This window comes from Novosphingobium sp. CECT 9465 (genome assembly GCF_920987055.1).
GTDB lineage: Bacteria > Pseudomonadota > Alphaproteobacteria > Sphingomonadales > Sphingomonadaceae > Novosphingobium.
The window spans coordinates 466,061-485,783 of the sequence record NZ_CAKLBX010000001.1; the positions used below are offsets into that span (position 1 = coordinate 466,061).

Annotated in this window: 22 protein-coding genes; 18 read left to right on the forward strand and 4 right to left on the reverse strand. The window is 60.3% G+C overall.

Translation table 11 applies throughout. The annotated features are described in order from the left end of the window. Positions 1-53 precede the first annotated feature (53 nt). From LUA85_RS02220 to LUA85_RS02285, 14 genes are all read left to right on the forward strand, one after another. Positions 54-1,262 (forward strand): sulfotransferase, encoded by a 1,209-nt coding sequence (locus tag LUA85_RS02220; RefSeq protein WP_231466711.1) that lies wholly within the window; start codon positions 54-56, stop codon positions 1,260-1,262. A gap of 5 nt (positions 1,263-1,267) precedes the next feature. Then, positions 1,268-2,044, forward strand: coding sequence for an SDR family NAD(P)-dependent oxidoreductase (locus tag LUA85_RS02225; protein WP_231466712.1), 777 nt, complete (start codon positions 1,268-1,270; stop codon positions 2,042-2,044). Further along, positions 2,041-3,306 carry a hypothetical protein gene (locus LUA85_RS02230; protein ID WP_231466713.1) on the forward strand — a complete coding sequence of 422 codons (1,266 nt, stop codon included), beginning with the start codon at positions 2,041-2,043 and terminating at the stop codon, positions 3,304-3,306. Before LUA85_RS02225 ends, LUA85_RS02230 begins: the two co-directional genes overlap by 4 nt. Positions 3,307-3,330: 24 nt before the next feature. After that, on the forward strand, positions 3,331-3,870 hold the full coding sequence (locus LUA85_RS02235) for a VOC family protein (protein ID WP_231466714.1): 540 nt from the start codon (positions 3,331-3,333) through the stop codon (positions 3,868-3,870). Between the two features lie 103 nt (positions 3,871-3,973). Next, entirely contained in the window at positions 3,974-4,762 is a 789-nt protein-coding gene (locus tag LUA85_RS02240) for an NAD(P)-dependent oxidoreductase (RefSeq protein ID WP_231466715.1), read from the forward strand. A gap of 15 nt (positions 4,763-4,777) precedes the next feature. Beyond that, on the forward strand, positions 4,778-5,203 hold the full coding sequence (locus LUA85_RS02245) for a nuclear transport factor 2 family protein (RefSeq protein ID WP_231466716.1): 426 nt from the start codon (positions 4,778-4,780) through the stop codon (positions 5,201-5,203). A gap of 5 nt (positions 5,204-5,208) precedes the next feature. Further along, positions 5,209-6,258 carry a class I SAM-dependent methyltransferase gene (locus LUA85_RS02250; protein WP_231471739.1) on the forward strand — a complete coding sequence of 350 codons (1,050 nt, stop codon included), beginning with the start codon at positions 5,209-5,211 and terminating at the stop codon, positions 6,256-6,258. A 66-nt stretch (positions 6,259-6,324) separates the two neighbouring features. After that, entirely contained in the window at positions 6,325-7,551 is a 1,227-nt protein-coding gene (locus LUA85_RS02255; RefSeq protein ID WP_231466717.1) for a cytochrome P450, read from the forward strand. Between the two features lie 99 nt (positions 7,552-7,650). Continuing rightward, on the forward strand, positions 7,651-8,814 hold the full coding sequence (locus tag LUA85_RS02260) for an acyl-CoA dehydrogenase family protein (protein WP_231466718.1): 1,164 nt from the start codon (positions 7,651-7,653) through the stop codon (positions 8,812-8,814). Next, a complete protein-coding gene (locus tag LUA85_RS02265; RefSeq protein ID WP_231466719.1) occupies positions 8,814-9,272 on the forward strand; it encodes a hypothetical protein in 459 nt (152 codons plus the stop codon). The genes LUA85_RS02260 and LUA85_RS02265 overlap by 1 nt, the downstream gene beginning before the upstream one ends. After that, a complete protein-coding gene (locus LUA85_RS02270) occupies positions 9,269-9,664 on the forward strand; it encodes a MaoC/PaaZ C-terminal domain-containing protein (protein ID WP_231466720.1) in 396 nt (131 codons plus the stop codon). The genes LUA85_RS02265 and LUA85_RS02270 overlap by 4 nt, the downstream gene beginning before the upstream one ends. 36 nt (positions 9,665-9,700) lie before the next feature. Next, complete coding sequence (locus tag LUA85_RS02275; RefSeq protein WP_231466721.1) at positions 9,701-10,258, forward strand: VOC family protein; 558 nt, start codon at positions 9,701-9,703, stop codon at positions 10,256-10,258. A 15-nt stretch (positions 10,259-10,273) separates the two neighbouring features. After that, entirely contained in the window at positions 10,274-11,131 is an 858-nt protein-coding gene (locus tag LUA85_RS02280; protein ID WP_231466722.1) for an alpha/beta fold hydrolase, read from the forward strand. Further along, the gene (locus tag LUA85_RS02285; RefSeq protein WP_231466723.1) at positions 11,128-11,874 is read left to right on the forward strand and encodes an SDR family NAD(P)-dependent oxidoreductase; all 747 of its coding nucleotides are present in this window, start codon (positions 11,128-11,130) and stop codon (positions 11,872-11,874) included. The genes LUA85_RS02280 and LUA85_RS02285 overlap by 4 nt, the downstream gene beginning before the upstream one ends. A gap of 3 nt (positions 11,875-11,877) precedes the next feature. Here the strand turns inward: LUA85_RS02285 and LUA85_RS02290 are convergent, their stop codons facing one another. Beyond that, on the reverse strand, positions 11,878-12,726 hold the full coding sequence (locus tag LUA85_RS02290; RefSeq protein WP_231466724.1) for a metal-dependent hydrolase: 849 nt from the start codon (positions 12,724-12,726) through the stop codon (positions 11,878-11,880). Between the two features lie 319 nt (positions 12,727-13,045). On the opposite strand from LUA85_RS02290, the gene LUA85_RS02295 reads away from it, so the two are divergent. The 4 genes from LUA85_RS02295 to LUA85_RS02310 all read left to right on the forward strand — a co-directional run bounded on the left by LUA85_RS02295 (position 13,046) and on the right by LUA85_RS02310 (position 16,385). Continuing rightward, entirely contained in the window at positions 13,046-14,122 is a 1,077-nt protein-coding gene (locus LUA85_RS02295; RefSeq protein WP_231466725.1) for an LLM class flavin-dependent oxidoreductase, read from the forward strand. 191 nt (positions 14,123-14,313) lie between these two features. Beyond that, positions 14,314-14,658, forward strand: a complete 345-nt coding sequence (locus tag LUA85_RS02300) for a hypothetical protein (RefSeq protein ID WP_231466726.1) — start codon at positions 14,314-14,316, stop codon at positions 14,656-14,658. 62 nt (positions 14,659-14,720) lie between these two features. After that, positions 14,721-15,068 (forward strand): hypothetical protein, encoded by a 348-nt coding sequence (locus LUA85_RS02305; protein ID WP_231466727.1) that lies wholly within the window; start codon positions 14,721-14,723, stop codon positions 15,066-15,068. Positions 15,069-15,140: 72 nt separating this feature from the next. After that, a complete protein-coding gene (locus LUA85_RS02310) occupies positions 15,141-16,385 on the forward strand; it encodes an aromatic ring-hydroxylating dioxygenase subunit alpha (RefSeq protein WP_231466728.1) in 1,245 nt (414 codons plus the stop codon). 58 nt (positions 16,386-16,443) lie between these two features. On the opposite strand, the gene LUA85_RS02315 is transcribed toward LUA85_RS02310, so the two are convergent. From LUA85_RS02315 to LUA85_RS02325, 3 genes are all read right to left on the reverse strand, one after another. Further along, positions 16,444-17,373, reverse strand: a complete 930-nt coding sequence (locus LUA85_RS02315; protein ID WP_231466349.1) for an IS110 family transposase — start codon at positions 17,371-17,373, stop codon at positions 16,444-16,446. 458 nt (positions 17,374-17,831) lie between these two features. Next, entirely contained in the window at positions 17,832-18,716 is an 885-nt protein-coding gene (locus LUA85_RS02320) for a polysaccharide pyruvyl transferase family protein (protein WP_231466729.1), read from the reverse strand. Positions 18,717-18,753: 37 nt separating this feature from the next. Beyond that, entirely contained in the window at positions 18,754-19,602 is an 849-nt protein-coding gene (locus tag LUA85_RS02325) for a hypothetical protein (RefSeq protein WP_231466730.1), read from the reverse strand. Between the last annotated feature and the right edge of the window lie 121 nt (positions 19,603-19,723).

A 19,723-nucleotide genomic window follows, 5' to 3' on the forward strand; every position in this document is an offset into this window, starting at 1 on the left:
GATTGGCGCATGATCCCGGCAGCGGATCGGCGCCAGGGATAGGGAACGACGGAATGGCGCTGGCTGAAGCATCAGGATCAATTGCCCCGCTGGACCCGGACGCGCTGATTGCCGATGCGCAGGCGCAGACGGGCTATACCGATTTCGGTCCCGACCTCAGCTTCATGACCGGCTTTCGCGAACTGGTCAAAGCCGTGGAAGCGATGGACCCGCCGCCGCAATTGCGCGCCACCGCCAAGGCCAATATCACCAAGATCCTGTCGATGCGCCTGCGCATGGCCGAGGATGACCGCAACCATCCCGAAATCGCCGCGCAAGATGTGGGATCGCCGCTGATTGTCTGCGGGCTGCCGCGCACCGGCACGACGATCACCTATGACCTGTTGTGCCTTGATCCGGCGGCCCGCGCGCCGACCGAATGGGAATGGTACATCCCCTGGCCTGCGCCGGAAAAGGCGACGTTCACCACCGATCCGCGCATCGGGCAGGTGCAGGCGATCTATGAAAACTGGCTGGCCCACGCGCCGCAGCTTGCCGATATCCAGCGCATGGATTGCACACAGCCGGGTGAATGCAATCACGGTATGATGATGCATTTTGCCAGCACCAACTTCCCCGCCGAACTGGGTGTACCCGATTTTGCCAGATGGTTGCTCAGCACCGTGGCGGAGGGGCAATACCGGACGCACAAGCGCCTGCTCCAGCAATTCCAGTGGAAGGGACCGCAGGGGCGCTGGACGCTGAAATCGCCGCAGCACCTGTTCGATCTGCCGGGGCTGGTGGAAGCCTATCCCGGCGCGATGCTGGTGTGGACGCACCGCGATCCGGTGCTGACGTTCTCTTCGCTATCAAGCATGATCGCCGCGTTCCTCGCCGCCGTGGGCGCGGACAAGGACTTGAAGGCGGTGGGCCGCAGCGTGTTCGAAACGTGGAGCGAGGGGCTGGAGCGCGGCCTCAAGGCTCGCGACGCACGCCCCGACATTGCCGAACGCATCATCGATCTGGGGCACAGCGAAGTCGTGGCCGATCCGATGGGATCGGTCCGCCGCATCTACGACCGTTTCGCCCTGCCGTTCACGCCCGAACACGAGGCGCGCATCACGCAGTTCCTTGCGCAGAATTCGGCGGCGAAGCGGCTGGGCCGCCACAAGCACACCGCCGAACAGTTCGGCATCGATCCGGCCGAGGTGCGCGAACGCCTCGCCCCGTATTACGCGCGGTTCGGGCACCTGCTGGCGCCCCTTCCCACCAACGCAGGGTAATTTCGATGAGCGTACTCGATCGTTTCCGGCTGGATGGCCGCACCGCAATCCTGACCGGGGTTGGCCCCGGTGTGGGCGAACACGTTGCCAAGGCCTATGCCGAACTTGGCGCGAACGTGGTGATTTCCGCGCGCAGCCAGGACCGGCTTGACCGGATTGCCGGGGAAATCAACGCGCTTGGTGGCGGCCGTGCCCGTGCTGTTGCCGTTGATGTGGCAAACAAAGCCGATCTGCAGCAACTGGTCGATACCGCGCACGATGCGTTCGGGCCGATCCACATCGTGTTCAACAATGCCGCCGCTGGCGTGGTCTATGCCCATGATGGCGGCTTGTGGGCCAACACTGACGCGGTGTGGCAGACCGCGATGGACGTGAATGTCATGGCGACATGGCGGCTGGTGGAAATGACCGAGGCCGACATGAAGGCCCACGGCAAGGGCAGCGTGATTTCCGTGCAAAGCTGCGGCGGCTTCACCCCGATCCCACCTGCGGTGGCCTATGGCGTGAGCAAGGCTGCGCTGCTGTTTCTGGTGCGCGAACTCGCCAAGACGCAGGCCCCGCACACACGGATCAACTGTCTGTGCGTGGGATCGATGAGTCCCGATGGGCAGGAGGCGGAAATCCATCGCGGACTGGGCCTTGCCGAGCGCAATGCGATCAAGCGCTTCGGCGCGGCGGACGAGGCAGTGGGCGCGGCAATCCTGCTGGCGAGCGATGCGTCGAGCTATACGACCGGCAGCACGATCTTCACCGAAGGCGGCCGCGTGGGGACGATTTCATGAGCGCGAACCCGCTTTGGACCGCCGATCAGGCCGAGGCCGAGCGGCTTTCGCTGCGGCTGATCGAACGCGCCGATGTGCGTGCCGCGCGTGAAACGCAGCGAATCGCCATGCGTGCACATCCGCTGTCCGCGACAGTTGATGGCATTGCCGGGCTGGACCGCGCGCTCGACCAGTGGGTGCTTGGCCTTGCCATGCGCGAGGCCAATGGCGATCCGGCCGATCCCAAAGTGGTGTGGAATATCAGCAATGCGCCGCGCAACTGGTTCGGCCATGTCTATCAGGGCGCGGCAGTCGCGATCGACAATCCCGACAACTTCAACCGCGAAATTCCCATAGACGGCGACGGCAATTACGAGATCACGATCCAGTTTTCCGCCGACCCGCCGCAACTGAGCATCGTGCTGGAAGTGGAGCCGGATCATCACGCCGGGCTGGGCCGCAATCTGGGCGCGTTCACCTTGCAGGACTTGCGCGATCCGGCAGCGCCGACCGCTCCCGTCGTGGTGACGGTGGGACCTGGCGAGGGTGGCCGCCGTCATCTGCGGTCCGAACCGGGCAAGATGCATCAGGTCTATACGCGCGACAGCCAGCGCGACTGGAACCAGAGGCCTGCGGAAGTCACCGTGCGCCGGATCGATCCACCGGCCGGACACCGTCCGCGCACCGAGGACGAGATTGCGGCGAAGGTCATCGCCGATCTGCCCGCTTGGGTCCACTTCTGGAGTCATTTCAAGGACGATTTCCTTGGGCTGCCCGAACCGCACAGGCTGGTCGGTCCCAATGGCCGCGACGGTGGCTGGGGCTATCTGGCGGGCGGGCGCTTCCGGCTGGACGATGGCAAGGCATTGCTGGTGACGATTGATCCGGCAGGCAGCTACTACTCCGGCTTCCAGATTGCCGATCCGTGGACCATTTCGCCCGATCCGATGGTGCGTCTGGTCAGCCTGAACAGTTCGCAGGTCGCCGTCAGCCCGGACGGTACGCAAAGCTATGTGCTGAGCGCGGTCGATCCGGGCGTCGCCAACTGGATCGACACCACCAACCTGGCAGAGGGCTGGATGATGATCCGCTGGCAGGGAGTTCCGTCCTCTGCCGATCCTGCGACATTCATCCGCACGGTGCAGGAATTCGATCTTGCCGATGTGGATACGGTTGTACCCGCATCGGTGCCCCGCATCGACATTGCCGGACGCCGGGCGCAGCTGATGAAGCGCGCGCGTGACCACGGCACCCGCACCCGCGCCGCCGACTGGTTACCCTGAACTTCGCAACAAGGACTCCGACCGATGCAACCCACCGGCTCCGTTCTCGAACTCTGTCAGGTCGTGGCCGATCTGGAACCGGCGCTGGAACACTGGACCGGGACCATCGGGGCAGGGCCGTTCTTCGTGTTCGACGTGCCCATCCTGCCGGGCCAGATCTATCGCGGTGCGCCCACCGAGGTTTCGATGCGCGTGGCATTCGGATTTTCGGGCGGGCTGTTGATCGAACTGTTGCAGCAGACGAATGACGGGCCTTCGGTGTTCAAGGAAATGCTGGAGAACAGCGGGCACGGCTACCACCACATCATGTTGACCGGTCCCTATGACGAAAACCATGCGCGCCTTTCGGCCAAGGGCCACGCGGTGGCGTTCAGCGGGCAGATGCCATCGGGCGAAAGGTTTTGCCTGTTCGATACGCAATCTGCCGACGGTGCCTTCATCGAACTGATGGAAACGTCTCCGGCGATGCAGGAGTCGATGTCGCGGATGCATCGCGCGCATCTGGCGTGGGACGGGGTGACCGATCCGGTGCGCGGGCTGGAGCGGCTGGCCGAATTTTCCTGAACCGGCCTGATACATCACGACCTGACGTTGGATAGGCGTCGTCCTTTGAATGCTGCCGCAATCCCGACAGCCTGAAGCTGTACCGCGCGTGAGAGGATTGAAGATGAAGGTTGCATGGATCGGACTGGGACAAATGGGCCTGCCGACCGCGAAAGCAGTTGCCGCTGGCGGGCATGAAGTCCGCGCATTCGACGTGAAGGCACCAGCCGCGGAAGATGCGCAGGGTCTCACCTTGGTCGGCTCGCCGCGCGAAGCCGCGCAGGATGCCGATCTGGTGTGCCTTGCCGTGTTCTCCGACGATCAGGTTGCCGACGTGTTGACCGGGCCGGAAGGCGTGATCGACCTGCTCAAGCCCGGCGCGATCGTCGCCGTGTTCACCACGGGCAGCATCGAATCGATCCAGGGGATTGCCGCCAGCATACCCGCAGGCATCGCCATTCTCGATACCTGCTTCAGCCGGAAACAGTCGGAAATGGCGTCCGGCAAGCTGACCTTGCTGGTCGGCGGTGATGCTGACGCGATCGAGCGTGGGCGCCCGGTGTTCGATACATTCGCGCGCGCGATCTTCCACGTGGGCGCCAGCGGGGCCGGTCGGGCGATCAAGCTGGTCAACAACATCCTGTTCGCAGGCCACCTGCAACTGGCTTCCGATGCGATGAAACTCGCCGAAAGCCTGGGGCTTGAGCGTGCTTCCACTGCCACCGCATTGATTCAGTGCAGCGGTGCCAGCGACGTTCTGCCCTGGTTCGCCGGGGCCGATTGGAGCGCAATGCTTGAGACGACGCGCCGCTACATGATCAAGGATGTGGGCGCAGCGATCGATGCGGGCAAATCGGCAGGTGCGGATATCCCGACGCTGACCGCAGCAACCGCCACCTATCTCGCCAAGTAAGCAGGAGGGAATGCCATGAGCACCACCGCCGAAATCTACGACGCGCAGGCCCTTGCAGATCGTAATCGCGCCCTCGTGATCCGGCTGATGACCGCGCTCGACAAATCGGACGTGGATACCATTCGCGCGATCATGGCGCCCGATGTGGACTGGTACGTTTCGGGCGTCGGCACGCTTGATCTGGATACGCTGCTGACGCAGTTGCAGGCGATGCTCGGTGTGGCCAAAGTGGCGCATACGACGATCATCGCCACGACCGCAGAAGGCGAGCGGGTTGCGGTGGAATCGCGCGGCAACTTCGAATTTGAAGATGGCCGGACCTACCGCAATCACTACCATCACTTGTTCACCGTACGTGACGGCAAAGTGGTGGGGGTGCGCGAATACCTTGATCTGCAGGAAACCGAGCGGGCCTTTGGGCCGATGGGGGGCAGCGCTTGAACAAGGTGATGCCCGCAGCCACAGCAGCGATGCAGGGCGGCGGTTTCTACAACCGCCACTCCGGGTTGCAGGCGGCCAATCTTGGCTCTGCGCTGCCGTTGCTGGTGGCGGCAGCGGGCGAGGTTGCCGTTGATTCCCCGGCTGTCGGCATTGCGGATTACGGCGCGTCGCAAGGGCGCAATTCGATGGCGCCGATGGCAGCCGCAATTGACGCCGTGCGCGCACGGACCGGGCCGGATTGCCCGATTGTGGTGAGCCACATCGATTTGCCCTCGAACGATTTCGCCGCGCTGTTCACGCTGCTTGACGAAGACCCGATCAGCTATCTGGCGGGCCGGGCAGAAGTCTATCCCGTGGCCATTGGCCGGTCGCATTATGGGCCGGTCCTGCCGCGCGGCAGTGTCGATCTGGGGTGGAGTTCCAACGCGCTGCACTGGATGAGCCGGAACCCTTGCGCGGTGCCCGATCATGGCTGGGGCGTGTTCAGTGCGGACGCTGCCGTGCGCGATGCGGTCGATGCGCAGCTTGATGCGGACTGGGCGAACTTCCTGATCGCACGGTCGCGTGAATTGCGGTGCGGCGGACGGCTGATCTGCCAGTTCATGGGGCGGGGCGAAGACAGCCACGGCTTTGAATGGATGGCCGGGGCCTTTTGGCAAAGCTGGGTGGATGTGGCCGATTCCGGCCTTGTGACTCATGATGAACTGGCGTGGATCAGCGCGCCGTCGGCGGGCCGCTCGGTCGCACAGATCGAAGCGCCGTTCCGCGATGGCCGGGTATCCGGGCTGAAGCTGATCGACGTTGCCGTGGTGCCGACGCCTGATCCCTATTGGGATATCTACCAGCAGAGCGGCGACGTTGTGCAACTGGGGCAGATGTGGGCGAACATGATGCGCGCCGCCAATGGACCGAGCTTTGCCGCAGGACTGGACGCCGGGCGTGATCGTGGTCTGGTGCTCGATGCGGTTACAGAACGGCTGGCAGCGCGCATTTCGGCCGATCCACAGCAGAACCGGTCGTACAACGTCATCGTGGTGATTGAAGCTGTGGACTAGGCTTCGTTGTTTGATTTTTGCGCGCCAGGCATGACGCGCCAATAGCAAAAACTGGGAGAAATCGAAATGGCATTTGCGTTTCCAGAGCCTGTGATTCCCGATCATGTTCCTGCCGATCTTGTCCGGCCGTTCCCGTTCGTGTTCGGAATGACGACCGACCGCGATCCGTTCAACGAACTGGCGGCATCGGTGCATGAAGGACCCGAACTGATTTACGCTCCCCACGCCTACCCCGGCGGTTCGCCCGCCTGGATTCCGCGGCGCATGGAAGATATGCGCGCGATCTACCTCGATACCGACCACTATTCGACGCACGACTTTTCGCCATTTTCGAAGCTGACCGGCGGAACGTGGATCAATTCGCCGGTTGAACTTGATCCTCCGGCGCACGGACCTTTTCGCCAGATGGTCAACCCCGCCTTTACGCCCAAGGCAATGGCGGCCCTGGAAGACAAGATCCGCGAATACGCCATTGGGTATATCGACGGTTTTGCCGCGCGCGGATCGTGCGAGTTCATGAGCGACTTCGCGTTTGAATTCCCGATCAAGGTGTTCATGGAACTGATGGGGCTGCCCCATGATCGGGTGGCCGAATTCATGGATTGGGAAATGAACCTGCTCCACAACCATGATCTGTCCAAGATCGCCGACGCGACACGCAAGGTCGTGGCCTATCTCAGCGCCGAAATCGACGACCGGCGAGCGAACCCGCGCAACGACTTGATCAGCTTCGGCGTGATGGGGCAGATCGAAGGCCGTCCTTTGACGCAGGACGAACTGATCGGATTCATGTTCAATCTGTTCATCGGCGGGTTGGATACCGTTTCGACGAATATGGGCTTGCAGTTCTGGCATCTGGCGACCCATCCCGAAGATCAGGCCGCGCTGCGCGCCAACCCGGCCGAAATTCCCCATGCGCTCGATGAATTGATGCGCGCCTACGGTGCGGTCACCACGTTCCGAACGTGCAAGAAGGAAACGTCGATCCGGGGGGTCACGATCAAGCCGGGCGACAAGGTGTGCATGTCCACCACGCTGGCGGGGCGCGATCCGGCCGAGTTCGACAACCCCGGCGTTGTCGATTTCAGCCGTCGCCCGCGCCATGTCGGGTTCGGGTTCGGCATCCATACCTGCGTCGGCATGCACCTCGCTCGCCGGGAATTGCGAATTGCCATGGAGGAATTCCTTGCCCGGATACCTGCATTCACACTGCAACCGGGCCATACCGTGACTTGCCACATGGGGATGATTCAGCCTGTCGCCTTGCCGCTCGTGTGGGCGCCGGCGACGTAAGGCCCTGCCCTGAAGGGAAGGCGCATTCCTGCCGAGAGATAGGTTGCAGGGAATGGGCCGAGGCTAGAGCGAAGGTCGATCAGGAGTTGACACCGAGCCATGGATTTTTCGCTTACCGAAGAGCAGCAGGCATTCAAGGATATCGTGCACCGTTGGGTCGAGGCCGAATGCCCGAAAGACTGGATGCGCAAGCTTGAGGCTGACGAGGAAAACTATCCTTATGCGCTGTGGGACAAGCTGAAGGAGCAGGGCTTCTTCGGCATCGGCATCCCTGAAGAGTGGGGCGGCCTTGGCGGCGACGTTGTCATGCAGATGATCTTCGCGCGCGAATTTGCCCGCACCGCTGGCGGCTTGCTTTGGACATGGGGTCTGACCTCGTTCGGCGGGGCCAAGACGATCACGGCGGTCGGCAGCGAAGAGCAGAAGCAGCGCTGGTTGCCGAAGATGGCATCGGGCGACCTGCGCGTGTCACTTTCGATGACCGAACCTGATGGTGGCACCGACGTTTTGGGCGCGATGAAGACGCATGCCGAGAAGGTCGACGGCGGCTGGAAGCTCAATGGCGCGAAGATGTGGACGACCGGCGCCAAGGCAGCGGACCGGTTGCTGGTGCTGGCCCGTACGGACGCCAACGTCGAAAAGAAGCATCACGGTCTGACCATGTTTTTCGTCGATGCAAAGTCGCCGGGCATCACCTCGTCGCTGCTGCCCAAGCTGGGCATGCGTGCGATGGGATCGTGCGAAGTGCATTACGAGGACGTGTTCGTTCCTGACGAGGACGTCCTCGGTACGCCGGGGCAGGCTTGGTACGCGATGCTGCCCACGCTGAACAATGAACGCATCATGGTCGGCGCGCAGTGCCTTGGTGCGATCGACGGCGTACTCGAAGATGCCGTTGCCTACATGAAGCAGCGCACGGCATTCGGCGGGATCATCGGCCGGTTCCAGATTTTGCAACATTACATTGCAGACATTGCCACCTGGCAGAAGACCACCGAACTGCTGCTCTATTACGTGGCGCAGCTTCAGTCCGAGGGCAAGCCCTGCGGAATCGAAGCCAACATGCTCAAGATGGTGGCCACCGAAAACGCTGTGAAGGCAGCGGATCTTGGCATTCAGATCATGGGCGGCATGGGCTATTCGGCGGAAACCGACATGCAGCGTTACTGGCGTGATCACCGCATTCTGCGCATGACGCCGATTTCCAATGAGATGGTGCGCAATTCCATCGCCGAAAGCTTCGGTCTGCCGAGGTCGTACTGATGAGCGATACAGCCGAGTTTCCGCCCGCGCCGCAAGTCGCCGGGACTTCGCTCGATGGGACCAGGATATTTACGGTCTCGGCCGAGGAAAACGAGCGCCTGTGCCGGTCGGTGGGCGTTGCCCCTGCCGCCGATGGCACCGCGCATCCGGTGTGGTATTACGTCGCCACGCAAGTCGCGATGGGCAAGACTGTGGCGGGTGTGTGCGAGACCTGCGAGTTCGATGTCGAGGACGGCCCGATGATGGGATCATCGGGTGTCCGTTTTTCGGGGCCGATCATGGTCGGCCAGCCTTACAAGGTGAGTGGTGAAATCCTCAGCCTTGTACGCAAGAAAAGCCGCAAGCTGGGCGTGATGGATGTGCTGACCTATCGTCTGCGCCTGCATCCGTCCGAGGGCGGAGACGCCATTCTGGAAACCGACAACGTGTGGGTGCTGCCGCGAAAGGAACTGGCATGAGCTACGCCATCGGCGATGCGATCGCGCCGTTCACGATCCCTAGCGTAAGCGCTGAAGCGATGAAGGATTGGGCCGTGTTCCTGGCCGATCCCAACCCGATCCATCTCGATGTGGAAGTGGTGAAAGCCAAGGGACTGGGGGATCGGGTCATAAATCAGGGTCCGATCAACGTCGCCTACATGATGAACATGCTGATGGCCGCCTTTCCCGAAGGCACGATCGAGGCGATGGATTCCCGTTTCCTTGACAATGTCTACGCAGGCGACAAAGCCATCGCCAGCGGTCGCATCACCGCAGTCGATGGTAACCGCATTGAATGCGAATTCAGCCTGGATATCGAAGGTCGCGGCACGGTTAATGCCGGCACCGCGACGATCCGGCTCAGTAATTAAAACTGGCCGGCTCAACGTCTAAAAGGAGACAAGACAATGCCGAGCGGACCTTTTGCCCACGTGTGCATGGTCGTGCGCGATCTCGATACTGCGATCGTCGACTGGACCAAGATCCTGCGCGTGCTCGATCCTGCGCAGCTTGATCAGCGTATCGTCAAGTACGACGAGTTTTCGAGCGGCGACGATGCCGGCATGAAGTGGGCGACCTTCGTCAACGATCACGGCACCGAAATCCAGTTCATCCAGCCTGCGCCCGGCACCCCGATGGGCCGCCGTCTCGACAAGGTGGGCGAACATGTCCACCACCTGTGTTTCTCCACCGACGACGTTCCGGGCGCGATGGAAAAGCTCAAGGCTGAAGGTCTTGACCTTCCAGGCGGCGGCGCAACTTACAACGATCCCGACATGACTTGGCAGAAGTGGAGCTGGGTCGGTGCCAAAAGTACCCATGGCTGCCTGATCGAAGTTGCCAGCCCCTATGAAAGCCGCAACGACGGCAAGTGGCACCATGCCCCGCAGAAGTTTGCATACAAGGGTTCGGGCGAGCACCCCATCTTCAACGAGATCGCCCCGCCGACAGTGGCTGCCGAATAAGCTGGCAGCTATACGATGAATGCACCGGTTCGGGCCGTGGTCGAACTTCCTGGCGACGACGGCCTGATCCTGCGCGCTGACGCTTATGGTCCGATTGACGGCCCGCCGGTGCTGTTTTTCCACGGTGGCGGACAAAGCCGCCGTTCCTGGAGCGGTGCCGCACGTCGCGTAGGAGCGGCGGGCTATCGTGCCTGTACCGTAGACCTGCGCGGCCATGGCGAAAGCGATTGGGCTGTCGATGGTGATTACCTGCTCGATGCCTTTGCCAGAGACGTGGAAGCCTTGCTGGACTCATTCGATCGGCCGGTTGTTCTGGTTGGCGCATCACGCGGCGGGCAATCCGTATTGGTGGGCGGTTCCCGGCGGCCGGGCAAAGTGGCGCTGGCGATGATTGCGGATGTTGCGCCGTTGCTCCGCGATGCCGGTGTAGACGATATGCGCAGCTTTTTTGCTGCCAGTGCTGGTGGCTTTTCCACAATCGATGAAGCCGCCGATGCGCTTGCTGAACACCTCCATCTGCCCCGTCGAAGCGACGTTTCAGGTCTCGAAAAAACGATGCGGCGCGATGAAAGCGGACGGTTGTACTGGCAGTGGGATCCTAAGACGGTCTCGCCGGAATTCCTCAATCCTCCGTCCGAAGGCGTGGCGTTGGAACTGGCCGCCGCAAGGATGAAAGATCCGGTTGTGCTTGTGCGGGCCGAACTTTCGACGATAGTGACGGATGAAAGTGTGGCCTTGTTCCAGCAGCTTACCCCGCACCTGGAAGTCGTGGTTGCCCGCGACGTGGGGCATATGGTGACCGGCGACAGCAATGACATGTTCGCAGATACGCTGCTGGACTATCTGGCCCGCTATGCCCCGGTAAAGAGATGATGCAGCAAACGGTTCTTGTGATCGGCGGTTCTGGTGGCCTTGGCTCCGCGATCTGTCGGGCGCTTGCGGCGGATTGGGGCCGGGTTGCAGTGGGCTATCGGTCCGGGAAGGACAAGGCCGAAGCGGTGGCGGCAGGGCTTGGTGGCAAAGGCATTGCCTTGTGCTGCGATCTTTCCGACAATGCCAGCATTGCAGATGCCGTAACAGGTGCAAACTCTTGCGGCATGCCTTTGAAAGGTATCATCTTTTCTGGTGGTGTGGCGATAGATCAGCCCTTTGTCAGCACAATTGCCGAGGCGCAGTGGCGGCAGGTTTTCGAAGTCGAATTGATTGGCTTTACCCGCGTGGTTGCTGCCGCCATACCGGTCTTGCGCGCCAACGGCGGCGGATCGATCACCGCGATTTCATCGGTTGCAAATTACAGCTACCCGCCCGGCGATGCGCTGTCATCCGTGCCGAAGGCCGCGATCGAATCGCTATGCCGCGCCGTCGCCAAGGAGGAGGGCAGGGCAGGTATCCGCGCAAATGCGGTCGCGCCAGGCATCATCGATGCCGGACTCGGCGCACAATTCCTGGCGGATCTCTATTCGCCGGACGTGTGGGAAGCACAGCGTCGTCGCATTGCACTGCGTTGTTTCGGTTCAGCCGAAGACATCGCCGATGCCACGGCATTTCTTGCTTCAGACCGCGCCCGCTACATCACCGGCCAAACCCTGATCGTCGACGGCGGTTTCAGCCTCTAGCTTTCAGGCTGCGATTGGCGCGGTGGCTCCACGATCATACTTCGCTTCGAAATCCTGAAGGTAGGCCCGATAGCCACGAGGCTCGCGCCGCTTGATCGGATCGTAGAACGGAGAGCAAATCTTCAGCATGTTGCGGAAGAAGCGACGGCCCATGATTTTGCGCGCGTATTTGTCGCGCACGAAAGATTCCTGCAACTCGTCCGGCGTCATATTCCGACGATCATGTTCCAGCAGTTTTTTTGAAACCATGAGCTGGAACCGGCCAAGATGGACGATCGCATAGAAATATCCGTAAAGCCGGTAAAAATAGGCAAAGACCGGGTTGAGACCGCTCAATTCATGATAGACGTCCGAGCATACGGTTCGATGTTCGAACTCTTCGGCCAAATGCCAGCGCCACATATCGGTTGGTTCCGGGTCGGCACTTTCCAGAAGCTCGTTATAATCTTCGAAATATAGCTCGCACGCCGTTGCGCTGAGCGATTCAAAGCCTTCGCAATAGGCAAGGTTGAAACGCATGGATTTGTTGGCAAGGAAGCCGGCGAAAGTCGCCTCGAAATCCTTCTCGATCGGCTTGAGCAGTTCGTAGCCCACTTCATGCATGCGCTTGTTAAACGCAATATGCTGGCGGCAATGCTGCATTTCCTGCTTGATGAAAATATCCAGATCGTTGTGCAGCGCAGCCTTGGAGGGATCGATTTCCTTCCGGGCTTTCATCATCACTTTGAGCAGGTACGGTTCGATGTAAGCCGGAATCAAGGATGCCGCGTTGGCCCTTTGGGCAAATTCCCAATTGGGTGCCCAGTGCGCGCGGACGTTCGAAAATTCGAACTTGGGGAATCGTACCTTCATCGTTCATCCTCGCGATTGGGCCGCTAACGATCGTCGGTTGGCTCCGACGGATCTTTCATCATGTGAACTTACGCGCATTGTGCATGGATTTCAATTACACTTGACGGCCAGTCAGGCAATTGCCCCTTCTGCCACGCTCACGGATTTTGCGCAGCAATGAGGAGCGACGTTGCTGGTGGTGAAAAAGCCATGCCATGTGGACGGCGCGTCAAACCACAAATCCAAATGCCATATTGTGCATAATAACGATATAATGCATAAAAAATGGCAAGGCAGATTTACTGCTTGATGAAAAAGACTTTAGGCAAGGAGCGGACAAATGAAAGTTTCATACCTTTGCATGACGGGTTACGATGGTCCTGCGCCTGGGATCGAGATATGGCCTGCGTCCCCTGAGTTTTGCGAGCCTGCGGTGGCGCAAGGATCGTATGCGCGGTATCTTGAGATGGCGGAGACGGCCGAGGCGCTGGGTTTTGACTGGGTGAGCGTTTCGGAGCATCATTATGCGCCGTACCAGATGACGCCGAACCCGATGATCATGGCATCGGCTATCATCCAGCGCACCCGCCGTGTGCGTGTCGCCCTGCTGGGTCCGCTGGTGCCGCTGAACAATCCGGTGCGCCTGGCCGAGGAAGTGGCGATGCTCGATGCTTTGAGCGGCGGGCGGCTTGAAGTGCTGTTTTTGCGCGGCACACCCAACGAACACAAGACTTACGATACCCAGGCCGACCAGACCAAGGCGATGACGCAGGAAGGCATCGACCTGATCCTGAAGGCCTGGACCAGCGAGAAGCCGTTTGGGTGGGAAGGCGATCAGTACCAGTTCAACACGATCTCGATCTGGCCGCGCATCACGCAATTGCCGCATCCGCCGGTGTTCGGATCGGGCAACAGCGAGGATTCGGTGGTGTTTGCGGCCAGGCGCCGGATCGGCATCGCGTTTTCCTTTGCCGCGCCGGAAACGGTCAAGGGCTGGATCGAACTGTACCGCGCCGAATGCGCCAAGGAGGGCTGGGAGCCGACCCCTGCACATGTGATCTACCGCGGCATTGCCTATTGCGCCCCCACCGACGAGCAGGCGCAGTCCGACATGATTGCCTATTTCGGGGCGCAGGCCGAAGCACAAGGAACGCTGCAATCGGCAACGCTTGGCGGCCCGCCCGTTCTGGAACTGGTGGCAAAGCCCTATTTCGTGGGCAGCCCCGAAACGCTGATCGAAAAGTTCCGCGTGCTGCACGATATCGGCGTGGGCGTGTGCGATCTGCCGTTCGTGATCGGCACGCCCGACCAGCAGCGCGCATCGCTCGACCTGTTCGGCAGAAAGGTCCTGCCCACCGTGCAAAGCTGGGACATGGCACGCTTCCCCCAGATCGCCCAAACCGAACCCGCCGAATAATATCCTGCGCGGCGGGCAGGGCATTATCGCGCTGGACGCCGCGTCAAGGAAACGACCTTCGACTCCGGCCGGAAATCGTGCATAAAGGACATGTTATCGCCCTGCAGGTAATGGCCTGAAGAGCCGCAGGTGCCGGTGCTGATCGATGTTGCGAGCCGGTTTTGCCGGACATGCTTGGGAGAGTGCAAGAAATGACCGATGCCCTGACGCTGCCTGCCGGATTCGAGAACCTTGCGCCGTTCGCAGATGTATGGGGCAAGCTGGTTTCACAGGAAGAGCGTTACTTTCAGCGCCAGCACAGCACGATGAAGGAGCTCAAGGCATTCTACGATGCCACGGCACCCCGCCTGAACGAGATTTTCGATCATCTTGATACTTTCCCGATGGATGCGCTGCCAGAACCGGAAGCCTTGCTTTATCGCACCACGTTGGGGTTGACCGAAGCAGCGATGGCCATTGAAGTGTTCAACCAGCCTTGCGTTCCCTATGCTCCGTTTCCGCACAAGATGGCGATCGAGTGGAGCGAGCATCGCTGAATGTCGCCGCGCCTGCCGAAGTGCAGGCAGGCCATTGCCCGATAAGCTGAACGGAAATTCGCATGAGCCATGTATCACTGCCGGAACAGTTTGCGTTCCTTGAACCCTTCGTTGCGGCCTGGGGTGATCTCAGGACGCAGGGCGAACGCTACAACCGGCGGCAGGAATTGCCGCAGGGCCAACTTGAAGCATTTCATGCAGCGCTCGCTCCGCGCCTTGAAGAGGTGTTCACCCATCTCGACAAGTTTGATCCCAAAGCATTGCCGGAAGAAGAGGCGCTGCTGTTCCGCGTGGTGCTCGGTCTGACCGAGGCAAGCCAGGCGGTCGAGATTTTCGGGCAGCCGCGCGTCCCATATGCGCCGTATCCACACAGCGTCAGCATGGAATGGGTCGGCTATCAGCCGCATTGATCCTGTCAGAATTCGGGGAGAGGGTGCCAAGCAAAGGGCGCCTTGCATAATATGGTCGATATCAATCAGCATATGACGAAGGCTCACGATCTGGGTCTTGGCAACGATCGGGTGCCGGTAGAGTATTACACTTCACCGGAATATTTCCGCCGCGAACAGGACATGATCTTTCGTCGGGCCTGGCTTATGGTCGGTCGTGTCGATGAAGTGCCTCAACCGGGCGACTACATTGTGCGCGACTTGCCGACGCTGAAGGCAAACATCGTTATTGCGCGGGGCAAAGACGGCGAAGTGCGGGCCTTTCACAACGCCTGCTCGCATCGCGGCGTAGCGCTTGTTTGCCAGGAACGTGGGAACGCCCTGACATTCCGCTGCCCTTATCACGCATGGACCTATCGCATCGACGGTTCGCTAAGCGCCGTCCCGTCCGAACAGGATTTTCCCCATGTGGACAAGGCTGCCAACGGGCTTACGCCGATTCACCTCGATACCTGGGCTGGCTTCATATTCCTGAACTTCGCCGATGAGCCCGAAGCTACGTTGTCGGAATTTCTGGCCGGACTGGATGTCATGCTGGAAGGGGCACCGTTCGAGGATTTCCCGTTCAGCATCCACGTGACTGACGAAATCGACTGCAATTGGAAGAATCTCGTCAATGCCTTCAACGAAGGTTATCACGTGGCGATTCTGCATAACAAGACGCTGCGTGCGGCAGTTGTGCCCAAGGAAAATCCGCACCTGCATTATCTTGATGTGAAGCATTTCGGTCCGCACAGCGCAGGGACGGTGCAGCGCAATTTCGATTACAACCCGCAGGCGCCCGCGCTGACCTGGGTTTATGCGCAAATGCTGCCGACATCGGCGCCCGACATCGAGGCCATCAAGGAAGGCCGCGCCGGCTTTTACGAACACCCCGGCATCAACCGGCTCAAAATTCCGAATTTCGGAACCGAAACGATTACGATTTTTCCGAACATCTCGATCCAGCCGCTGGCGAACGGCTATCTGTTTTACCAGTTCTGGCCCATTTCCGAAGGCCGGATGCGAACCGAGGTGCGTATCTACAGCCGCCATGAACCGCGCACCCTGCGCGAGGAATATGCGATGGCCAGTACGCTTGCGGCCACGCGCGATGTGGTGGTGGAAGACATGGCTATGTCCCGTCTCCAGCAGATCGGTTTTGAATCGGGCGGAAAGAAGTTCCAGCAGTTCGGCCAGAACGAACCCCTGCTGCGCATGTTCACCCGTGACTACGAGGCCTATCTGGCGGGCGGTGGTCTGGCACCCACACCCTCGCAAGCAGAGGCTGCCGAGTAACCCGCGTAGCGTTCGGTAAGCATGACCTCAAGGGAGCGACTATCTGACAGGTCAAGTGTCACTGACCAATTTCAGCTCTTGTTTCGCGTGCTTTTGCGTTGAGTCGGACGAGCAGTTTTCGGGCGAGGGCGATGCGGACGACCATTTTGGGTTTACCTTGGTCGAGCAGGCGTTGGCGGAACTCTGCCATGGCCGGATCGAATTTTCGCACGATGTCGGCGACGAGGAAGAGGATCGAGCGGACAGAGCTTCTTCCACCACGGATAGATCGGGCACCGGATCGTTTGCCGCTGTCGTTCGCGATGGGCGCAAGGCCTGCAAGTTTGGCGATGGCCTTGTTCGACAGGGTTCCGATTTCGGGCAGTTCGGCCAGCAGGGTGGCAACGGTGCGATCTGCCACGCCCTTGACCGAGCGCAGTGTGCGATCAAGCGCGGTCCAGACGGGATCGTGTTCGATCAGGCCTGCGATTTCACGGGCCAGCGCTTTGGCTTGGGTATTGAAGAAGGCGATGGCCTCTTTCAGGCTGGCAAGGGCAAGCGGATCGCGGGTGGAATGCAGGCGCTGCTTTTGCACCGTGATATCGCCTGTCACTTGCCGCAACCGGGCAGAAAGCGCGCTAAGCCTTTGTTGTTCGTCGCAAGGTGGCGGCGTTGGCCGTAGCCGCCGTGCCGCAGCAAAGCAGGCGATGACCTCTGCATCGATACGGTCGGTCTTCTCCAGCCGCCCCATCGCCTCGGCAAAATGCCGTACCGCTCTGGGATTGGTCAGGGCACAGGGCATGCCTGCGCGCCACAGCGCCAGGAATGCGTCCTGTTCGAGCCCGCCACTGGATTCCATCACCACCAGCCCTGCGCCATGGCGACCGGCCCAGTCCACCAACGCAGCAATCCCCGCCTCATCATTGGCGAACCGGCGATAGCCGCCGGCCTCGATCCAGCCATCAAGCCAGGCCTTGCTAACATCCACTCCACAAATCGTTTCGATCACGGTAACCTGCCTTGTCCGTACGGTTGAGACACCTGCCGACTATTCGGTCGTGCGTGACAAGCGGTGCTGGTCCCAGGCTCCCTTACGGTTACTGCCTGAGGGGTGACGGGCGACAGCACCGCAGCGCCGGGGTGGGTGGCCACCCACCCCGGCGATCAGCCGATTACATCGCAATCAACCAACAACGTCCAGATACAAGGGGCATTCGTCAATGTCCCTGCCTGTTCGAAGCGATTATACCCTTTTGCAAACATCATTTCGTCATTGCGAGGAGGCGAAGCCGACGAAGCAATCCACCGCCGCTACACACCGCTCTGATTGCTTCTCCCCGCTTCGCGGCGCTCGCAATGACGAAGCCAAGGCTTGTGTTTGCAAAAGGCATAATCGCCTTTTTCAAGGCTTCAGCGAAATGTCGTCCGTTCCCCCGGCTTGCCAGTGCTACAGCAGATCGCCACGGCTTATCTTAGATGGGGCTTCATTCGCTCCAGCGCGGCCATGAACCTGTCGATTGCACGTTCCAGTTGTGCGTCCTCGCTAAGGTAGCAATCGAAATTCTGCGCATACTGGCTCAGAACATGAACTGCTCTTGCTTGTTCGCGCTTGCCGCTCTTCAGCCGGTATTGATACAATGCGCTGCGCGGATCGCTTAACAGCAACTTGCGCATGTCGTGCTCGCGCGCAGGATCGTAAAGGTCCGGCAGTGGCTTGAAGTGGATCGGCATGCATAGCGATGCTGCCCAGTCATGCCATTTGCCGACGTAATTGATCGGGCTGATCTGAAGCGGGAACCATGGCACCCGCAATGCATCGGCAACGATTGCGCCGTGCATGGCCTCGGTCAGCACCTTGCTGCAGTTGGCGATAGCGTCGATCGTACCCGATGGTTCGGCCTTGGGATCGAGATAGGCCAGGCCCGCCTGTTCGCAGATCGATTTCCAGTCCCAGCGCGCCAAGGAACGGTGGTGGGGCATGAAACCGACCTTGCCCGTCGGTCGGTCGGGTCGTTGCCAGAGATCGCGGATGCACATCGCCGGGTCGGTCGTGGAAAGTGAGAGGTCAAGGCCGAGATAGGATGCCGTCAACGGCCCGCGTACGCCGAAAATGCTCCACGTTTCATCTGTGACCAGCGGTGGAACAGACATCCCCCCCCCTGAACCGAGGACGTATTTTCGCGCACCAGCAGGCAGGTCCTGAACGAACCACGGCTCCAGAATTGTCCCGACACCGATCAGGAACGATGCCGGATCGTCATCGATCGTGCCCGGAAGCAACTGGTCCCACAGCCAGGGATTGAGATCATCGCCGAAGTTGCCTTCAGGATCCTTGAAATACGCAAGCTTCATCGACGATTACTCACCTGACGTTGCATCGAGACGCCTATCACCATGGCGAAACCGCGTTGATCCCTGCCGACAAGGCGGACAGTCCAATTTTTTGGTCGAGCATGATCTTCATTCGCTGCCATCGGGATTTTGGCTGCGCACGAAGGCTCAGGCGAGCGCGTTTTTGTGCCAGATTCTCGCCAGCCAGTACCGGATGGAACAGCGCTGCCCCGCTTCTGTCAGGCAAAGGCTCATTTGCATCGCGCAGTGTTTCGAACGAATATTCGGACGTGTCGTAAGTCTTGCGCCCAAGGCTGTTAAGGTCGGCAAAAGTCAGGCCGCTTGCGGCAACGCCGGTGGCAACGAATGCCTCGTCATTGGCCCAGAAATGTCTTCGCGACCACTGCTGTCCATGGCGCAGGCGCGCCGCGAACAATTTATCGATTGCCGTCCGGTTCAGCCGACATACGGGAAAGAAGCATTTCAGTACGTCGTGGTCGCGGCTGGTCGCCGACCGATGCCAGTACCAGTCGGACGAGGTCACGGCGATATAACTGGCCAGAAAATCATGAGGTTTGTCCGCAAAGAAGCGAAAGAACGATGCGGGATCGCTTCCGCCAATCCGCACATCGGATTCGATCATCCAAAATTGCTGGACTTCGCCGAAGGCGTGCCGCGCAAGGTAGAAGCCATAATCGCCGCAGCGCCATGCAAAGTCGTCTGGACAATACAATCCGATATTTTCGCAAGCTTTCCGGGTCAGACTGATCTTCGGCAATGCCCCGCAATCTACCGGCCCGTTGCGTTCATCCATGATCAGGACAACCGGGGCGCCCGCCCACGCACCAAGACATTGCGCAAATTCCGCCATGTCGCGGTCAATCGCCTGGGTCCGCAACAGGATCATGGCATTCGTTAGTGGTCCTTTCCGTGAGTCGATTGGCGAATGCCCTTCCATCATGATGCCAGTCCGCCCGCCATGGCAATTTTCCTGCCTTTTCGCGTCGCAAGAATGCCTCGTCTGCTGG